Source organism: Frankia sp. EI5c, assembly GCF_001636565.1.
Lineage (GTDB): Bacteria > Actinomycetota > Actinomycetes > Frankiales > Frankiaceae > Parafrankia.
The window spans coordinates 139713-153852 of the sequence record NZ_LRTK01000008.1 but is presented as its reverse complement, the minus strand read 5'-3'; the positions used below and the strand labels follow the sequence as shown (position 1 = coordinate 153852).

At 72.5% G+C, this 14140-nt stretch carries 12 protein-coding genes and 4 pseudogenes; 4 read left to right on the top strand and 12 right to left on the bottom strand.

Translation table 11 applies throughout. The features are described from left to right. Positions 1-19: 19 nt before the first annotated feature. Positions 20-535: an ArsI/CadI family heavy metal resistance metalloenzyme gene (locus UG55_RS07025; protein WP_066064486.1), complete on the top strand. Its 516-nt coding sequence runs from the start codon at positions 20-22 to the stop codon at positions 533-535. Between the two features lie 50 nt (positions 536-585). Continuing rightward, a pseudogene (locus UG55_RS33180) lies at positions 586-771 on the top strand (aquaporin family protein); the annotation flags it as partial. A 121-nt stretch (positions 772-892) separates the two neighbouring features. On the opposite strand, the gene UG55_RS46795 reads toward UG55_RS33180, so the two are convergent. The 3 genes from UG55_RS46795 to UG55_RS07015 all read right to left on the bottom strand — a co-directional run bounded on the left by UG55_RS46795 (position 893) and on the right by UG55_RS07015 (position 3552). Continuing rightward, positions 893-1399, bottom strand: a complete 507-nt coding sequence (locus UG55_RS46795) for an alpha/beta hydrolase domain-containing protein (protein WP_396230828.1) — start codon at positions 1397-1399, stop codon at positions 893-895. Between the two features lie 106 nt (positions 1400-1505). Continuing rightward, on the bottom strand, positions 1506-2158 hold a 653-nt coding region (locus UG55_RS46790; protein WP_396230827.1), incomplete at its 3' end, for an alpha/beta hydrolase domain-containing protein. Positions 2159-2775: 617 nt separating this feature from the next. Further along, positions 2776-3552 (bottom strand): SDR family NAD(P)-dependent oxidoreductase, encoded by a 777-nt coding sequence (locus tag UG55_RS07015; RefSeq protein ID WP_066064479.1) that lies wholly within the window; start codon positions 3550-3552, stop codon positions 2776-2778. A gap of 99 nt (positions 3553-3651) precedes the next feature. Between UG55_RS07015 and UG55_RS07010 the strand changes: the two genes are divergently transcribed. Then, the gene (locus UG55_RS07010) at positions 3652-4926 is read left to right on the top strand and encodes an FAD-binding oxidoreductase (RefSeq protein WP_066064477.1); all 1275 of its coding nucleotides are present in this window, start codon (positions 3652-3654) and stop codon (positions 4924-4926) included. A gap of 70 nt (positions 4927-4996) precedes the next feature. On the opposite strand, the gene UG55_RS07005 is transcribed toward UG55_RS07010, so the two are convergent. From UG55_RS07005 to UG55_RS06970, 9 genes and pseudogenes are all read right to left on the bottom strand, one after another. Further along, positions 4997-5959 carry an SDR family NAD(P)-dependent oxidoreductase gene (locus UG55_RS07005; protein WP_066064474.1) on the bottom strand — a complete coding sequence of 321 codons (963 nt, stop codon included), beginning with the start codon at positions 5957-5959 and terminating at the stop codon, positions 4997-4999. 135 nt (positions 5960-6094) lie between these two features. Then, positions 6095-6478, bottom strand: a pseudogene (locus UG55_RS33175) (aldo/keto reductase); the annotation flags it as partial. A gap of 1 nt (position 6479) precedes the next feature. Then, a pseudogene (locus UG55_RS33170) lies at positions 6480-7080 on the bottom strand (aldo/keto reductase); the annotation flags it as partial. A 72-nt stretch (positions 7081-7152) separates the two neighbouring features. Then, on the bottom strand, positions 7153-7716 hold the full coding sequence (locus UG55_RS06995; protein WP_066064472.1) for a MaoC/PaaZ C-terminal domain-containing protein: 564 nt from the start codon (positions 7714-7716) through the stop codon (positions 7153-7155). Continuing rightward, positions 7706-8572, bottom strand: coding sequence for an SDR family NAD(P)-dependent oxidoreductase (locus tag UG55_RS06990; protein ID WP_066064469.1), 867 nt, complete (start codon positions 8570-8572; stop codon positions 7706-7708). The genes UG55_RS06995 and UG55_RS06990 overlap by 11 nt, the downstream gene beginning before the upstream one ends. Before the next feature lie 46 nt (positions 8573-8618). Beyond that, positions 8619-9725 (bottom strand): NAD-dependent epimerase/dehydratase family protein, encoded by a 1107-nt coding sequence (locus tag UG55_RS06985; RefSeq protein ID WP_066064466.1) that lies wholly within the window; start codon positions 9723-9725, stop codon positions 8619-8621. 94 nt (positions 9726-9819) lie between these two features. Further along, positions 9820-10638 carry a mycofactocin-coupled SDR family oxidoreductase gene (locus UG55_RS06980; RefSeq protein ID WP_066064464.1) on the bottom strand — a complete coding sequence of 273 codons (819 nt, stop codon included), beginning with the start codon at positions 10636-10638 and terminating at the stop codon, positions 9820-9822. 60 nt (positions 10639-10698) lie between these two features. Beyond that, positions 10699-11916, bottom strand: a complete 1218-nt coding sequence (locus tag UG55_RS06975) for a CaiB/BaiF CoA-transferase family protein (protein ID WP_066064461.1) — start codon at positions 11914-11916, stop codon at positions 10699-10701. A 92-nt stretch (positions 11917-12008) separates the two neighbouring features. Then, positions 12009-12863 (bottom strand): annotated as a pseudogene (locus tag UG55_RS06970) (LLM class F420-dependent oxidoreductase); the annotation flags it as partial. A gap of 271 nt (positions 12864-13134) precedes the next feature. Here UG55_RS06970 and UG55_RS06965 point away from each other — a divergent pair. Further along, complete coding sequence (locus tag UG55_RS06965) at positions 13135-13824, top strand: GntR family transcriptional regulator (protein ID WP_083986528.1); 690 nt, start codon at positions 13135-13137, stop codon at positions 13822-13824. The last annotated feature ends 316 nt before the right edge of the window (positions 13825-14140 follow it).

Below are 14140 nucleotides of genomic sequence, written 5' to 3'. Positions count from 1 at the left end.
CGATGTGAAGGTGGCTGGGATGGCCAGGGTGCAGTTGGCGTTGAACGTGTCCGACGTGGACGCGGCAGTGGAGTTCTACTCGAAGCTGTTCGGAGTCGAGCCGGCGAAGCGTCGGCCGGGGTACGCGAACTTCGCCGTGGACGTGCCGCCGTTGAAACTGGTGCTGATCGAGAACCCGGACGCCCGCGGTGCCGGGGTGGCGGGGGCGCTGAACCACCTCGGCGTGGAGATCGACACCTCCGCGGAGGTGTCCGCCGCCGCGACCCGGCTACAGGACTCCGGGTTGGTGACGGCGGTGGAGGAGAACACCGCCTGCTGCTATGCGCTGCAGGACAAGGTGTGGGTCGACGACCCGGACGGGGCTCCGTGGGAGATCTACACGGTGCTCGCCGACCTCCCCGATGCCGCGGCGGACACCGGACGCCGGCCGCGAAGCGGCGAGCCGGCTGCCGCTCCCGGGTCGGCCTGTGACTGCGGTCCGGTGTGCGCACCCACGATGACGATCGATCCGGCGGCTGCCGGCGCGGCACACTGACCGCGGTGTCGGTGTCGGTGTCGGTGTCGGTGTCGGTGTCGGCGGTGGCGGTGGCGGGCGACGGGGGGAGGGGGTGCCAGCCGCCGCTGGCGCGACGGCTGGTCGCCGAGGCGGTCGGCAGCGGGCTGTTGGCCGCACTGGTCATCGGGTCGGGGATCGCGGCGCAGCAGCTCAGCCCGGACCAGACCGGGTTGCAGCTGGCCGAGAACGCCGCGGCGACCGCCGCCGGCCCCTACCCGGAAACAGCCCGGCCTGCCGCTCGGCCCCGGCCCGCTCCGCTCCGGCCCGGCCCGGCCATCGTGGCCCACGGCTGTGACCAGAGCTTGCCGGGACTCGTGATCCGCACGCGGGGCCGGGTTACGGTCGGTGCTCCCGTAGCTGGCTCCTTGCCTGTGTCACCGCGAGTTCGAGGTCTTCGGGCAGCAGGAACCGGTCGGCGACCAGGGCCCGGGCGGCTGCTCGTAGTGCCGCGTCGTCGGGCGGGCCCGCTTGTGTCCAGGCGGGCAGGCGGCTACCGATCAGCTCGTACAGGACGTCGGGCAGCCCGTCGACGTGGACGCGGGGATTCCAGCCGGTGTACGCGGCGACCGCCGTGGCCACGGCGGGCAGGCGGATGCCGGCCACCTCGTTGCCGCTCGCGTCGACCGCCGAGACCAGCGCCACCAGCGGTTGGCCGAGGTCGAGCGGCCAGGTGGTGCTGCCCGGGTCGATCTCCGGGGTCCACGGCAGGTGCTCGACGTCGGGCAGGGCCGCCCCGCGGGTGGAAGCGTCGCGGAAGGCGGCGAGGACCTTCTCGCGGGTCGTGGCAGTGCCGTCCGCCTGGCGTGGGATGCGGCTGGGTTCGGGGTCGATTCCCGCGCACACCCACTGTTCGAGCTGGACGAACAGCGCCCGCCGGACGGGTGCGGAATCCAGCGAGTGCACCGGGTTGGCCACCGGCGACAGTTCCTTCAACCCCGGGATCGCGCCNAGGTGGTCGGTGCCGGCCAGCAGATGGACGCGGGCGTCGGGATCCTCGGGGAGGTCCTCGCCGGTGTGGGCGTCCTGGTGGAGGAGTGCGCCGTCCCCACGCCAGTACTCCCACGAGCTGTTCGTGAACATGATTTTGGGCGTCCCGCCGAGCGCCCGCTGGCGGGCGAGCAGCGAGGAGGTGTCGTGCGGGGGGCCGTAGGCGGGTGTCAGCGGATGGAGCAGGCCGGGGCGCCCGTAGCGCTGGTTGAACTCGCCGCGCCGGGCACTGGCGATCTCCGCGAACACGCCGTCGAACACCTGCCGGCCGCTCTCGTCGACGTTGAGACCCTCGAAGAGGAAATGGCGGAGCAGGCGGCCGCACTGCGACGAGCCGGTGGCGAGGACCTGGTCGTGCCGCGCCTTCAGATGGGAGCCGAGGTCCCGCAGTGCCAACAGCCCGGCGCCGACCACGGGCGCGGTCGCCGAGCGGTACACCAGCTCGTAGTAGTGGAACGGCTGGAAACCGCCGTCGACCGTGAACCGGGTCGGGCTGGTGAAGCGCCAGCGGGCCCGGGGGACGTCCTGCCTCGGGCCCAGCGGCGAGGTGCGCACGGTGAGGGTGGCGTCTGGGTCGGCGACATCCACGGTGGGGTAGTCGTGGCACTCCACCATGAGCGTGGCATCGCTCAGCGCGTGGTCGGCTTCGAGNACGTCCGGTCGGAACTCCACCCGCATCCACCCGGGTTCGACGTCGGCGACGGGCGCGGTGAGGCCGAACCACCCCCGTTCGCGGGGAATGTCCCACTGCCAGCCGCACCAGGCGATCGTCCAGCCGCGGTCGAGCAGGAAGCCGTCGCCGCCGGGCGGGGCCTTCCGGGTGCCCGTCGGCATGGTCATCGACTCGCTCAGCGGGACACCGAGGACCATCCCCCGGTTGGGCACGGCGAGCAGGGCGCGCCCGTTTCCCCCGGCGGTGGGCCGCAGCAGGCAGACATCAGCCGTGAACCGGACGTTGCCGTCAGAGTCGCGCGGAGCCAGGTCCAGATCGACGATGCGGTCGTTGCCGGGGGCACCCGGATCGACGGCGAACGTGGCGACCGCGATCACCCATTCGTAGTCGCGGCTTTCGTAGGGGTGGGTGGACAGGACATCGAGGGATTCCAGCACTCCTGCACCTTCCCGCGTTCACCGTCCACGCCCCACAACACAACACAACACCACATCCAGCCAGTGGCAGCCGGGTTGTTCAGTGGGCTCGGTCGTTCAGCGGGTCAGTAGTGGATGGGGGGTCAGTAGTGGATGGGGCCGGGAGTGCCACCGCCGGCGGCGATGGACTCACCGGTCACCGCCACCGCGAGCGGGGACGCGAGAAAGGTGACGACCGCGGCCAGCTCGTCGGCGGTGACCACCTGGCGGATGGCCGTGCGCTCGGCCGCCGTCGCGAGGATCTCCGGCGCGAGGGTGAAACGGCCGTCGTAGCCATCCGTGCTGGTCAGGCCGGGATGGACGACGTTGACGGTGACACCGTGCGGACCGAGCTCGTCGGCGAGGGTCTTCGTGAGAGCGGCGACACCGATGTTGCGGATGGACGCGGAGACGCCGCCGACCTGGCGGGCGGAGAGCCCGCCGATGTTGACGATCCGGCCCCATCTCTGGGCGATGAAATGCGGCGCCACGGCCTGGGACGTACGCAGATACCCGAGAACCTTGACGTTGAAGTCCTCGGCGACCGCGGCCGTGGGGAGGCCGGCGGTACCGTCCGGGCTGGTGGCACCGCCGGGCCGGGCCGCGTTGTTGACGAGAATGTCGACCCCGCCCAGCTCGTCGACGGCGCGGGCGACGAGCGCCCGCACGGATTCGTCGCTGCCGGTGTCGGTGACCACGGGAATGACGGTCCCGTTGGTGCGTGCTGTCAGATCCGCCGCCGCGGACTTCAGTACCTCGGCGTCCCGGGCCGCGATGACGACGTGCACTCCTTCGGCGAGGAGCGCGTGGGCGATCGCGCGCCCGATACCCCTGCTGCCACCGGTGACGATGGCCCGCCGTCCCGCAAGCCGTAGATCCATCAGTACCTACTCTCCCATTTGTTCATCGATTAAGTAGATAATACGCGAGTCCGAGGACGCGGCCGCCGGCCCCGACACAACCGAGAGGACGGACTGACGATGCCGCATGCGCAATCCCGCGGAACGGTCGCCGAGGTGGGCATCGTCGGGGCGGGGGTGCACGGTGCGAGCGCCGCGTTCCACCTCGCCCGCCGTGGGCTTGACGTGGCCGTGTTCGAGCGGGGCCGGCCGGCGGGCGGGCCGACCGGCCGTTCCAGTGGCATCTGCCGGGCCTACTACACCCAGCCGTTCCTGGCCCGGGTCGCGCGGGACAGCATCGCGTTCCTGGCCGAGTTCGCCGAGCACACGGGCGGCGGGGACGCCGGCTTCGTCCGCACCGGCGGCCTGTACCTGCACGGCCCGGACGAGGTCGCCGCCGCGCGGCGCACCGCGGCCGCCCTGGTCGACGCGGGCGTGTCCGTCGAGACCCTCGACGGCGACGAGATAGTCCGCCGCTTCCCGGGGATCGACCTCGGTGGCGGAAGCGTCGCGATCGCCGTCCGGGAGGAGCAGGCCGGCTACGCCGATCCCCACCGGACGACCTGGGGCTTCATCACCGCGGCCCGGGAGCGTGGCGCGGTGGTCCACGCGAACACCCGCGTCGCCCGGATCACCGAGGCGCCGGGGGAGGTGGAGCTCACCACCGCGGACGGTCTCACCCACCGGGTCCGGCGGCTGCTGCTCGCCGCCGGGCCGTGGACGGCGCCCCTCGCCGCCCAGCTCGGAGTCGCGCTGCCGCTGCATGCCGAACGGCATGTGGTGGCCCTCCTCGGCCCCGCGACCGCCCCGGGTGCCACCGCAGCCACCAGTCCCGCGGCTGGCGCAGGTGGCGACGCCGGGGTGCTCATCGATGTGGCGGGCGGCTACTACGCGGCGCCGCAGCCCGACGGCGGCTGGATGCTCGGCGGCCTCGACCCGACCCCACCGGTCGATCCGGAGATCGCGCCCGCTCCGGTGGGCGACGCTGAGTTCGCCCGGCTCGCCGAGGCCGCCCTGCGCCGCCGTCCGGGGCCGCCGGCCCGCCCCGGCGAGCCGCGGAGCCGGGCCGGCTCCGGCGCCGATGCCGGTGCCCGGGCCCGCGCCGGCGGCTGGTCCTCGTTCTACGACGTCAGCCCGGACTGGCAGCCCGTGATCGGGCGGATCACGCAGCGGGTGTGGGTCGACGCCGGCACCAGCGGACACGGATTCAAACTCGCCCCGGTCCTCGGCGACCACGTCGCCGGCCTGCTCGTCGGGGAGGAGCCCGACCCCGGCCTGGCCGAGTTCGGCCCCGGCCGGTTCACCGCCGGCGAGCTGCTGGCGGCCGGCTTCGGCACCGCCCGCATCCTCGGCTGAGCCGCTCGCACCCGCGGCGCAACGGCTCTCGTCCGCCGCTGAGCCGCCCGCGGGACGTCGCGGAGCGCTGTCAGGCGTCGGCCCCGTAGGCGGAGGGGGCGGGGGCGCCCTGCAGGGTCCAACCGGGGCCGGAGCGCAGCCAGCCGGCGGACGCGGCGGTGCCGCCGTCGACGCTGAGGGTGGTGCCGGTGATGTAGGCGGCTCGGTCGGAGCACAGGAAGACCGCGGCATCGGCGATCTCGGCCGCGACGCCCTCGCGGCCGAGCGGGACGTAACGCTCGATCCCGGGGAGGCGCTCGGCCGGGGGAGCGGGCAGCGTGTCCGGGTCGACCGGGCCGCGCATGATGCCGCGGATGCCGGCGGTGGCGGTCATGTCCGGGGCGATCGCGTTGATCCGGATGCCGGACTCGGCGAGTTCCAGCGCCATCGTCCGGGTGAAGTTGATCATTCCTGCCTTGCAGGCGGCGTAGACGGCGTACATCGGGGCGGCCCGCATCCCCTCGATGCTGGTGATGTTGACGATCGAGCCGCGGCTTCGCCGCGAGCCCCCGACGGGCCCCGCAGCCTCGCCCGCGTCGGTGCCCGCGCCCGCGTCAGCGGCCTCAGCGGTGTCGGCGGCGACGGTCTGGGCGATCAGCGGGCCCGCGGCCGACGTGGCGGCCAGCATGCTGACGAGGTTGATGTCGATGTGCCGCCGCCAGCTGCGCTCACTCTGGTCGAGGAACCGGCTCGCCTTCACCCCGCCGGCGTTGTTGACGAGGATGTCCAGCCGGCCGAACTCGGCATGCGTGGCGGTGATGGCGTCGGTGAGCGCCGCGGTGTCCATGACATCCGCGGGCAGGGCGACGGCCTGCCCACCCTCCTTCTCGATCAGCTCGACGGTGGCGGCCGCCCGGGTCGGGTCGATCTCGACCAGCCCGACCCGCACTCCGGCGGCGGCCAGGCCGCGTGCGATCGCCTGCCCGAGCCCGGCGCCCGCGCCGGTCACCACCGCGGCCTTGCCGGCCAGCCCGAGATCGAACGTCCCAGTCAACGCATCCGCTCCTGTCCGGTCGCCCTCGCGGCTCACCTGCCTGCCGAGGGCCCATACCGTCCTGGCTGATCTGCCAGGATCGGTTGCCATCCTGGCCCGCGCCCCGTCCCGGCCGCGGGCCGGTCGTCCTGCCGCCTACCTTCCGGTGGTGCGGAGGTACTCCCGCTGCACGCTCGCGCCGGCCACGGCCTCCGCGGGCACGGCGGCCTCGATCCGTTCGAGGTCCGCCACGGAGAGTTCGACGTACACGGCCGCCGCGTTCTCCTCCAGCCGCGGGACCCGCTTGGTGCCCGGAATCGGCACGACGTCGGGCCCCTGATGCTGCAGCCAGGCCAGGGCCAGCTGCCCCACCGTCACCCCCCGCTCCGCGGCCAGTGCCTGCAACGTGGCCACCATCCGCAGGTTGTGCGGCAGGTTCTCGGCGGTGAACCACGGCGACCGCCGCCGTGAGTCGGTTGCGTCGAGCTCCGCCAGATCGGTGATGCTGCCGGTGAGGATTCCCTTGCCGAGCGGGGAGTANGGCACGATGCCGATACCCAGCTCCCGGCAGGTCGGCACGATCTCGTCCTCGATCCGGCGCGTCCACAGCGACCACTCGCTCTGCAACGCGCTGACGGGGTGAACGGCGTGCGCGCGGCGGATCGTCGCCGCGGAGGCCTCGCTGATGCCGAGGTGGCGGACCTTGCCTTCGGCGACCAGGTCGGACATCGCGCCCCAGGTCTCCTCCACGGGCACGTCGGGGTCGACCCGGTGCTGGTAGTACAGGTCGATGTGATCGACCCCGACCGGCGCAGCGATCGTTCGCAGCTCTTCTTCACGTAGGCCGCGTCGCCGCGGGCTCCCATCCCCTGGGCCGCGTCGAGGACGATGCCGAACTTGGTGGCGACCACGGCCTGCTCGCGACGGCCGGCGATGGCCTGCCCGACCAGCGTCTCGCTCTCGCCGTAGATGTCGGCCGTGTCCAGGAGGGTGACGCCGAGCTCAAGCGCCCGGTGGACGGTCGGGAACAGCTCCCGCGGGCTGCCCAGCGCCCCGTAGGCGGGGCTCAACGACATGCAGCCAAGCCCCTGCGCTCCGACCCGCAGGCCGCCGAGCAGCCTGGTGGGGAGGACATCAACCATGTGTCAAAGACTCCCGTCATCGNTCATCGGTCATCGGTGATCGTTCATCGGTTATCGGTCATCCGTCAGCGGTCATCGGTCGGCGCCCGCCGGTCGGTGGACGTAGCGGACGGCCTGCTCGGACACACACACCGGCCGGGGTCCCAGGGAGCTGAAGGTGTGCCGCAGCCGGACCCGGACCGCGCCGTCCAGCTCCTCGGCGGCGAGGATCTCGACCCGCAGGCCCAACGGGTCTCCGACGAACATCGGCGCCGGGAAACGCACCCGGTCGAAGCCATGGAACACCGCGTCGGACGCCCGGACGGCCAGCGCCCGCTTCTCGAGCTCGGCGCCCAGGGCGAGGGTGAGCAGACCCTGCACCGTCGCCCGGCCGAGCGGGCTCGCGCGGGCCCGTTCCTGGTCGACGTGCATCCAGTGGTCGGCCCCGGTCATCGTGGCGAACCGGCCGACCAGTTCCGGGGTGACCAGCAGCGGCGGTTCGGCGAGAAAGGCCGCTCCCACGTGGCGGGCCAGCTCACGGCTGTCGACGGACGCCGGAGCGCCGGCCGCTCCCGCCGCAGCCGCCGTGACCGCAGCCGCCGTGACCGGAGCCGCCGTGACCGGAGCCGCGTCGGGCGTCGTCGCGTCAGGCGTCATCGACGGGGCGCCGGGTCGCGCGTCGACCGGTGGAGCCCTCGGTGAAGCCGACGAACTGACGGGTCCGGCCGCGCGGGTCCGAGGTGCCGGTCATCCGCGGGCCCCAGGCGACCATCCCGCCGTCGGCCAGCACGGCCGTTCCGGTCAGGAAGACGCTGTCCGCGCCGGCGAGGAAGGCCACGACGCCGGCGATGTCCTCCGGCCGGCCCAGATCAGGCCACGGTTGGAACGTCGCCAGCTGGGCCTCGATCGCGGCGGCGTCCCGGCCCATCACCAGCGGGGTGTTCACCAGGCCCGGGCAGACCGCGTTGATCCGGATCCGGTGGGTGGCGAGCTCGACGGCGGCGTTGGCGGTGAAGTTGATGACCGCGGCCTTGGCCGCCGAATACGCGGTCAGGCCGCCGCCCCCGCCCATCCCCGCGACGGAGGCGTTGTTCACGATCACCCCGCCGTCACCCTGGGCGATCATCGCCCGGGCGGCGTGCTTCGTCCCGAGGAAGACCCCGCGGCCGATCACGGCGAAGGTCCGGTCCCAGTCGGCCGCGTCCGTCTCGACCAGCGGGCCGAACGCCCCACCGATACCGGCGTTGTTGAACATGATGTCGATCCGGCCGAACACGTCCACCGCGGTGGCGACGAGCGCGGCCACCGCGGCCTCGTCGGTGACGTCGGTGGGCACGAACCGGAGGCGGCCGGGGTCCGCGACCTCGGCCAGCAGCCGCTCGGCGTTCGCCTCGTTCAGGTCGCCGAAGACCACCCGGTCGCCGTCGGCGAGGAAGCGCAGCACGGTCGCCCGGCCGATTCCGCTGGCCCCGCCGGTCACGACGGCCACCCGGGCGCCAAGCGGGTCAGACATGGCAGCAACCGTACAGAAGCGAGTGAGCGGTCACTCGGGTCCTCCCTCAGCGGCCACGGTGGTCCACCTTTCCGGGTTCCTTCGGGTGCGGCATGCTGTGGATCGGCGGCGCCGCCCGCTGCTCGACCGCGGTCGCCAACCGCCGCGCCGCCGCGCGGTACTCGGCGAGCAGGGCGTCCTCCGTCGGGTAGTCGAACCGGTCGGTGAACGACGGGCTGGCGGACGGGTCGAAGTCGGGGCGGTCGGCGTACCAGGCGACGAGGTCCGCGAGGGCGTCGAGCGGGTCGACCGCCGGGGTGTAGCCCAGCTCCCGGCGGGCCTTCTCGGTGCTGACGACCACATGGGGCGCGGTGGTGCCGGCGAGCGGCAGCAGCGTGCTGGTCGCCTCGACGGCGATCTCGCGCGGCAGCCCGACCAGCTCCAGGTCGGCTCCCATGAGCCGGGCGATCGCCGAGGCCCAGTCGTGCAGCGACCAGCTCGTCGCCTCGCCCGCGTTGTACACCTGGCCGGCGGCCACCGCGGGGGCGGCCACGGCGGCCAGGACGAACGCGGCCGCGTTGGCGGCGGCGCAACGGGTGTGGATCTGGCCGCCGCCGTCGGGCAGGATCATGAAGGGGCGGCCGTCGCGTACCCGCCGCACCACCGACCATTCGGCCGGCCGGGCGTTGTTCGGCCCGAACAGCGTCGGGAAGCGCAGGATCGTCGCGCCCGCGTGGTGGGCGAAGACGCTCGCCTCGGCCTCGGCGAGCCGGCCGGAGAAGGCCAGCGCCGCCGCGGCGGAGCCGTCCCGGACCACCGGGTGATCCTCGGTGACCGGGACGGGCAGCCCACGCTGGCTGGGGTGTGGGAAGAAGCCCTGGTAGACGGGCACTCCGCCGATGGCGACGAACTGGCCGCACCTGCCGGCCAGCGCGGGCGCCAGGTGCCTGAGCCGCCCGTACATGGCCACCACGGTGTCGAAGGTCCGGTTGCCGAGGGCCTCGTCGATCGAGGCGCGGAAATGTGGGTCGCCGTGGAGGTGCTCGACCGCGGCCAGCTCGGGCGGTTCGTGGGCGCCCCGGTGGAAGATGGTGACCTCGTGGCCGCGGCTGAGCAGGCCGTGCACCACATGCGGCCCCGTGGGCCCGGTTCCGCCCACCACCAACACCCGCACCGCCGGTCCGTCCTCTCCATCGGCTCCACGCGAGCGCCGGGCGGGGGTCCGATCCGGACTGGCCGGGCCGGGCCCCCGCGCCCGCGCCCGCGGGTCAACGCTTGTTGAGCTGCCCCGCGTCGACCGGGATGACCGTTCCGGTCACGTAGCGGGCCTCGTCCGACACCAGCCAGACGATGGCGTTCGAGATGTCGACCGGGTCCACCGCCCAGACCGGCAGGGCGTTCTCCAGGGCGCGCGCGAGCTCGGGCGACCCGGCCGTGACGGCCTCGCGGTCTCCGTAGGCGGCCATGGGCGTCTTCACCGTCGTCGGGGCGACACTCGTCACCCGGATGTTGTGGGGGGCGAGGTAGTTGGCCCACGACCGCATCAGACCGATGACGCCGTGCTTGGCCGCGGTGTAGCCCAGGAAGCCCCCGTGGTGAATCCCGACGCCGACGAGGCCGCCGGTGGAGCTTGTCAGCACGATGGACCCGCCCTGGCCGCGTTCGACCATCGACGGAATCGCCACCCGCCCGGTGTTCCACACCCCGGTCAGGTTGACGCCGACCACGTCGTCCCACTGCTGCTGTTCCGACGCCGCCGCCCCGCCCGGCCCGATGCCGGCGTTCGCCAGCACGATGTCGACCGGCCCCAGCTCGGCGGTGCCTTCCTCGAAGGCATTCCGCAGTGATTCCACCTCCCGCACGTCGGCCTGCCGGGCGACGATCCGGCGGCCCGCGCCTTCCACCGCCTTCACCGTCTCGGCGAGGTCGTCCGGGGTGCCCATGCGGTAGGGCACCGATTTCATCTGGGCGCAGATGTCCACCGCGATGATGTCGGCGCCCTCCTCGGCTAAGCGGATCGCGTGGCTGCGGCCCTGCCCCTGGGCCGCGCCGGTGATGAAGGCGACCTTGCCGTCGAGCTTTCCCATCTGCTTCTCCTCGAACTCAGAACGTGACGGTGGTGGGATCCCGGTGGAACGTGACCGGCGTCACGCCAGAATGCCACGCACCTTGAGGTCCAGGACGGCCTCGACATCGAAGCCGAGGTCGGCCAGAATCGCGTCGCCGTGCTCGTTGAACTCCGGGGCGCGGCGAGGTGCGGCGGGCTGCTCGTCGAACTGCACCGGCGAGGCGACCATCGAGAACGGGAAACCGGCCGCCGTCTCGCACGGCTGCAGGTAGCCGTTGGCGACGGACTGCGGGTCGTTCGCGGCCTCAAGAGTGTCCTGCACGACGGCCCACTGCCCGATGAAGTCCCGCAGCACCGCCCGCCACTCGCCGACGGTGCGCTGGGCGAACAGCTCCCGCAGGGCGGCGGTGGCCTCCCCGCTGTGGGCCATCAGGGATTCCAGGTCGGCGAAACGGGGGTCGGTGGCGAGATCCTCCCGGCCGACACTCTCGCAGAACGGCAGCCAGTAACGGCCGGCCTGCAGACAGTTCAGCGCCAGCCACCGGTCGTCCTTCGTCCGGTAGTAGCCGACCAGCGGGTTGCGTCGGGTCGCCCCGATCGGCGGCGGCGCCCAGCCGCGGTCGAGTGTGACCGACAGCCCGATCGCCTGGCCCATCGCCCACATCGCGGACGACATCAGCGAGACGTCCACCACCGTCGCCTCGCCGGTGCGTTCGCGGTGGAACAACGCCATCGCCGTGCCGCCGGCGATGGTCATCGCGCCGATCGAGTCACCGAAGCCCGGCCCCGGGGGATACGGCACGTGGCCGTACTCGGGTTGCATGATGCCCAGCGCCACGCCGGCCCGGGCCCAGAACGCGAGGCCGTCGTAGGAGCCCTTGTCGGCATCCGGGCCGCGTTCTCCCTGGCCGGTGCCGCGCACATAGATGATGTTCGGGTTGTGGGCGCGGATGTCCTCCAGGTCGATCCTGAGCTTCTTCCGCACCCGGGGCAGCTTGTTGGTGATGAAGACATCCGCCGTCGCCGCGAGCTTGTAGAGGATCTCGACGCCCTCGGGTGAGGCGATGTCGAGCCCGAGGCTGCGCTTCCCGCGGTTGGAGTGTTCGAGCAGGATGTGTACGTCATCCGGGACCATCGCCGTCCCGGTCGTCGCCAGCCCGCGCATGGCGTCGCCGCGTTCGACGTGCTCGACCTTGATGACCTCGGCGCCGAGGTCGGAGAGCAACGCCGAGGCCGCCGGCACGAAGGTCTGCTCGGCGACCTCCAGGACGCGGACGCCTTTCATCACAGCCGTCATTCATCTCCTCCTGGAGAACAGAACCCCCGACGCCGGCACTCGGCCCGGAACACTCGGCCCGGAAACACGGACCGGCGGTCACCCCGGGGAGGTCAGGACACGTAGGTCTCGCCGAACCCCTCGATGAAGTCGAGCGTGGCGGCGGGCTCCCGGGTGAAGCAGGTGATCATGAGCCGGGTGACGCCGATGCTCTCCAGCTCAGCGATGGCCTCGCGGTGGCGCTCCGCGTCGATGGCCGGGTCCTTCACCTGGTGGTAGGAGTACAGGAAGTGCAGCGGCTCGGCGCGGCCCTTCGCCGCCGCCGCCGTGCGCACCTCGCTGATCATCTCGGCCAGCTGTGCCACCGAGGTGATCGCGACGGTGCGGGCGGTCGTGGACAGCTGTGGTGGGCCGGACATCGGCATCCAGCCCTGTGCCCGTTCGGCCACCCGCCGCCGGCTCAGCTTCGAGTTCCCGCCGATCCAGATCGGGATCGGGTTCTGCACCGGCCGGGGGAGCGCGATGACGTTACGGGCCTCGAAATGCCGCCCGGAGTAGCTGAACGCCTCTCCGCTCCAGTGCAGCGGAAGCGCGTCCAGTGCCTCGTCGAACAGAGCGTTGCGTTCCTCCATGTCGACGCCGAGGGCGAAGAACTCCGACTTCTGGTAGCCCGCCCCGAGCCCGAGGATGAACCGCCCGCCGGAGAGTTTGTCGACGGTCGCCGCCGCCTTGGCGAGAACGAACGGGTTGCGGTAGGGCGCAACCGTGAGATGGGTGAGCAGCCGCAGCCGTTCGGTGGCCGCCGCGGCGAAGGCGAGGCCGACGAACGGGTCGATGCTCTGATGGCCACCGGAGGACAGCCACCGGGCACCCGGGACGGGGTGGTCGGTCAGGGCTAATCCCTCGAAGCCCGCTCGCTCGGCCTGGGCCGCGATCTCGTCCAGCGGGCCCGGGTCGAACATGTCGCCNTCGAGTCCGCTGGTCTCCGGGTAGTGGAAGAAGTACTTCATCGTCCCCTCATCGGGCGTCGCGACGATCAGCTGTGGGCCCGTCCGGTCAGCTGGCGCGGGCCTCCTTCAGTCGGCTCGGCCGCGGGCCCGCGGCCCGCGGCCCGCTGCGTGCGGCCGTGCTGCCCGCGGCACCTGAGCGTAGGCTCACTTACCAGCCGACGGCAATCTCCAATCGCCAATTTTGTATCTACGATTGCCTCGGGGCGGCGTGTCGACCACGATGGGCGGCGTGGTGGCTGAAGTCGCGTTGCGGCGTACCAGGACGAGCGCCGCGGTCGTGGAGTACCTGCAGAAGGCGATCTTTGCCGGCACCCTGCGTTACGGCGACCGCGTCGATGTCGAGCGGATCGGCGCGACCCTCGGGGTGAGCCCGACCCCGGTCCGTGAAGCCCTCGTGCTCCTCGAGCGCGACGGTCTGATCGCGACCCGGGTGCACCGGGTGGCTTTCGTGCAGCACTTCGACGCCCGCACCCTGCGGGCGGACTTCCACGTCCTGGGCCTGCTGGGTGGGGTGACGGCGGCGCGGGTCGCGAAGGACCGCGACCCCGAGGTCCTCGCCCGGCTCCAGGGCCTCCTGCGCGCACTGGCCGAAAGCGGGGCCACCGGCACCCGGCTGCTGGACCTCGCCGCCGAGATCGTCCTGGTCCAGCATCGAGCGGGCGCCACGCCGCGCCTGCTGGCCGAGCTGCGCGGGGCGGGCGGCTTCCTGGCGTGGGCGGTGCACCAGAGTGACCGGCGCGCGCCTGAGGAGATCATCGAGGCGCAGCGCCGGGTCATCGACGCCATCGCCGCCGGTGACTCGCAGGGGGCCGCGCAGGCCCGCCTGCTGGACACCCGGGCCGCGGCCGAAGAGGTGATCCGCGAACTGGTCCGGCGTGGCGTGCTGCGCGAGGACGGCACCAACGCCGCCGCCGGCTGACCCGGCCCGGCGCCTGGAAGCCCGGAGCCCCGGGGCCGGTGGCTTCGCAAGCAAGTGTTCACTACATTGAGGGCCAGGTGCCCGGGCGCACGCCCGGCGAAGGCGGAGGAGTGCTGTCCAGGTCTCGATCGAGCCGGGCCCACCAGCGCGCCTGATTCCTTCAGGCCNGGCATCCGTGGTGCCTGTCGGTGAACCGGGTCGTCCGAGGACCCTCCGTTGAACGAGACTGCCTCAACACTGTGCGGAAGGAGGGCGCGCTACGGGGCTGCGGGAGCATCGGCGGATCAAACCGGTGATGTCGTCCGGCATGCAGCGA

Coding starts and splice junctions, on each gene's coding strand:
- UG55_RS06995 (WP_066064472.1), bottom strand. CDS start 7,716: ATGACGCCTGACGCGACGACGCCCGACGCGGCTCCGGTCACGGCGGCT.
- UG55_RS06990 (WP_066064469.1), bottom strand. CDS start 8,572: ATGTCTGACCCGCTTGGCGCCCGGGTGGCCGTCGTGACCGGCGGGGCC.
- UG55_RS07025 (WP_066064486.1), top strand. CDS start 20: ATGGCCAGGGTGCAGTTGGCGTTGAACGTGTCCGACGTGGACGCGGCA.
- UG55_RS07010 (WP_066064477.1), top strand. CDS start 3,652: ATGCCGCATGCGCAATCCCGCGGAACGGTCGCCGAGGTGGGCATCGTC.
- UG55_RS06975 (WP_066064461.1), bottom strand. CDS start 11,916: ATGACGGCTGTGATGAAAGGCGTCCGCGTCCTGGAGGTCGCCGAGCAG.
- UG55_RS07015 (WP_066064479.1), bottom strand. CDS start 3,552: ATGGATCTACGGCTTGCGGGACGGCGGGCCATCGTCACCGGTGGCAGC.
- UG55_RS06980 (WP_066064464.1), bottom strand. CDS start 10,638: ATGGGAAAGCTCGACGGCAAGGTCGCCTTCATCACCGGCGCGGCCCAG.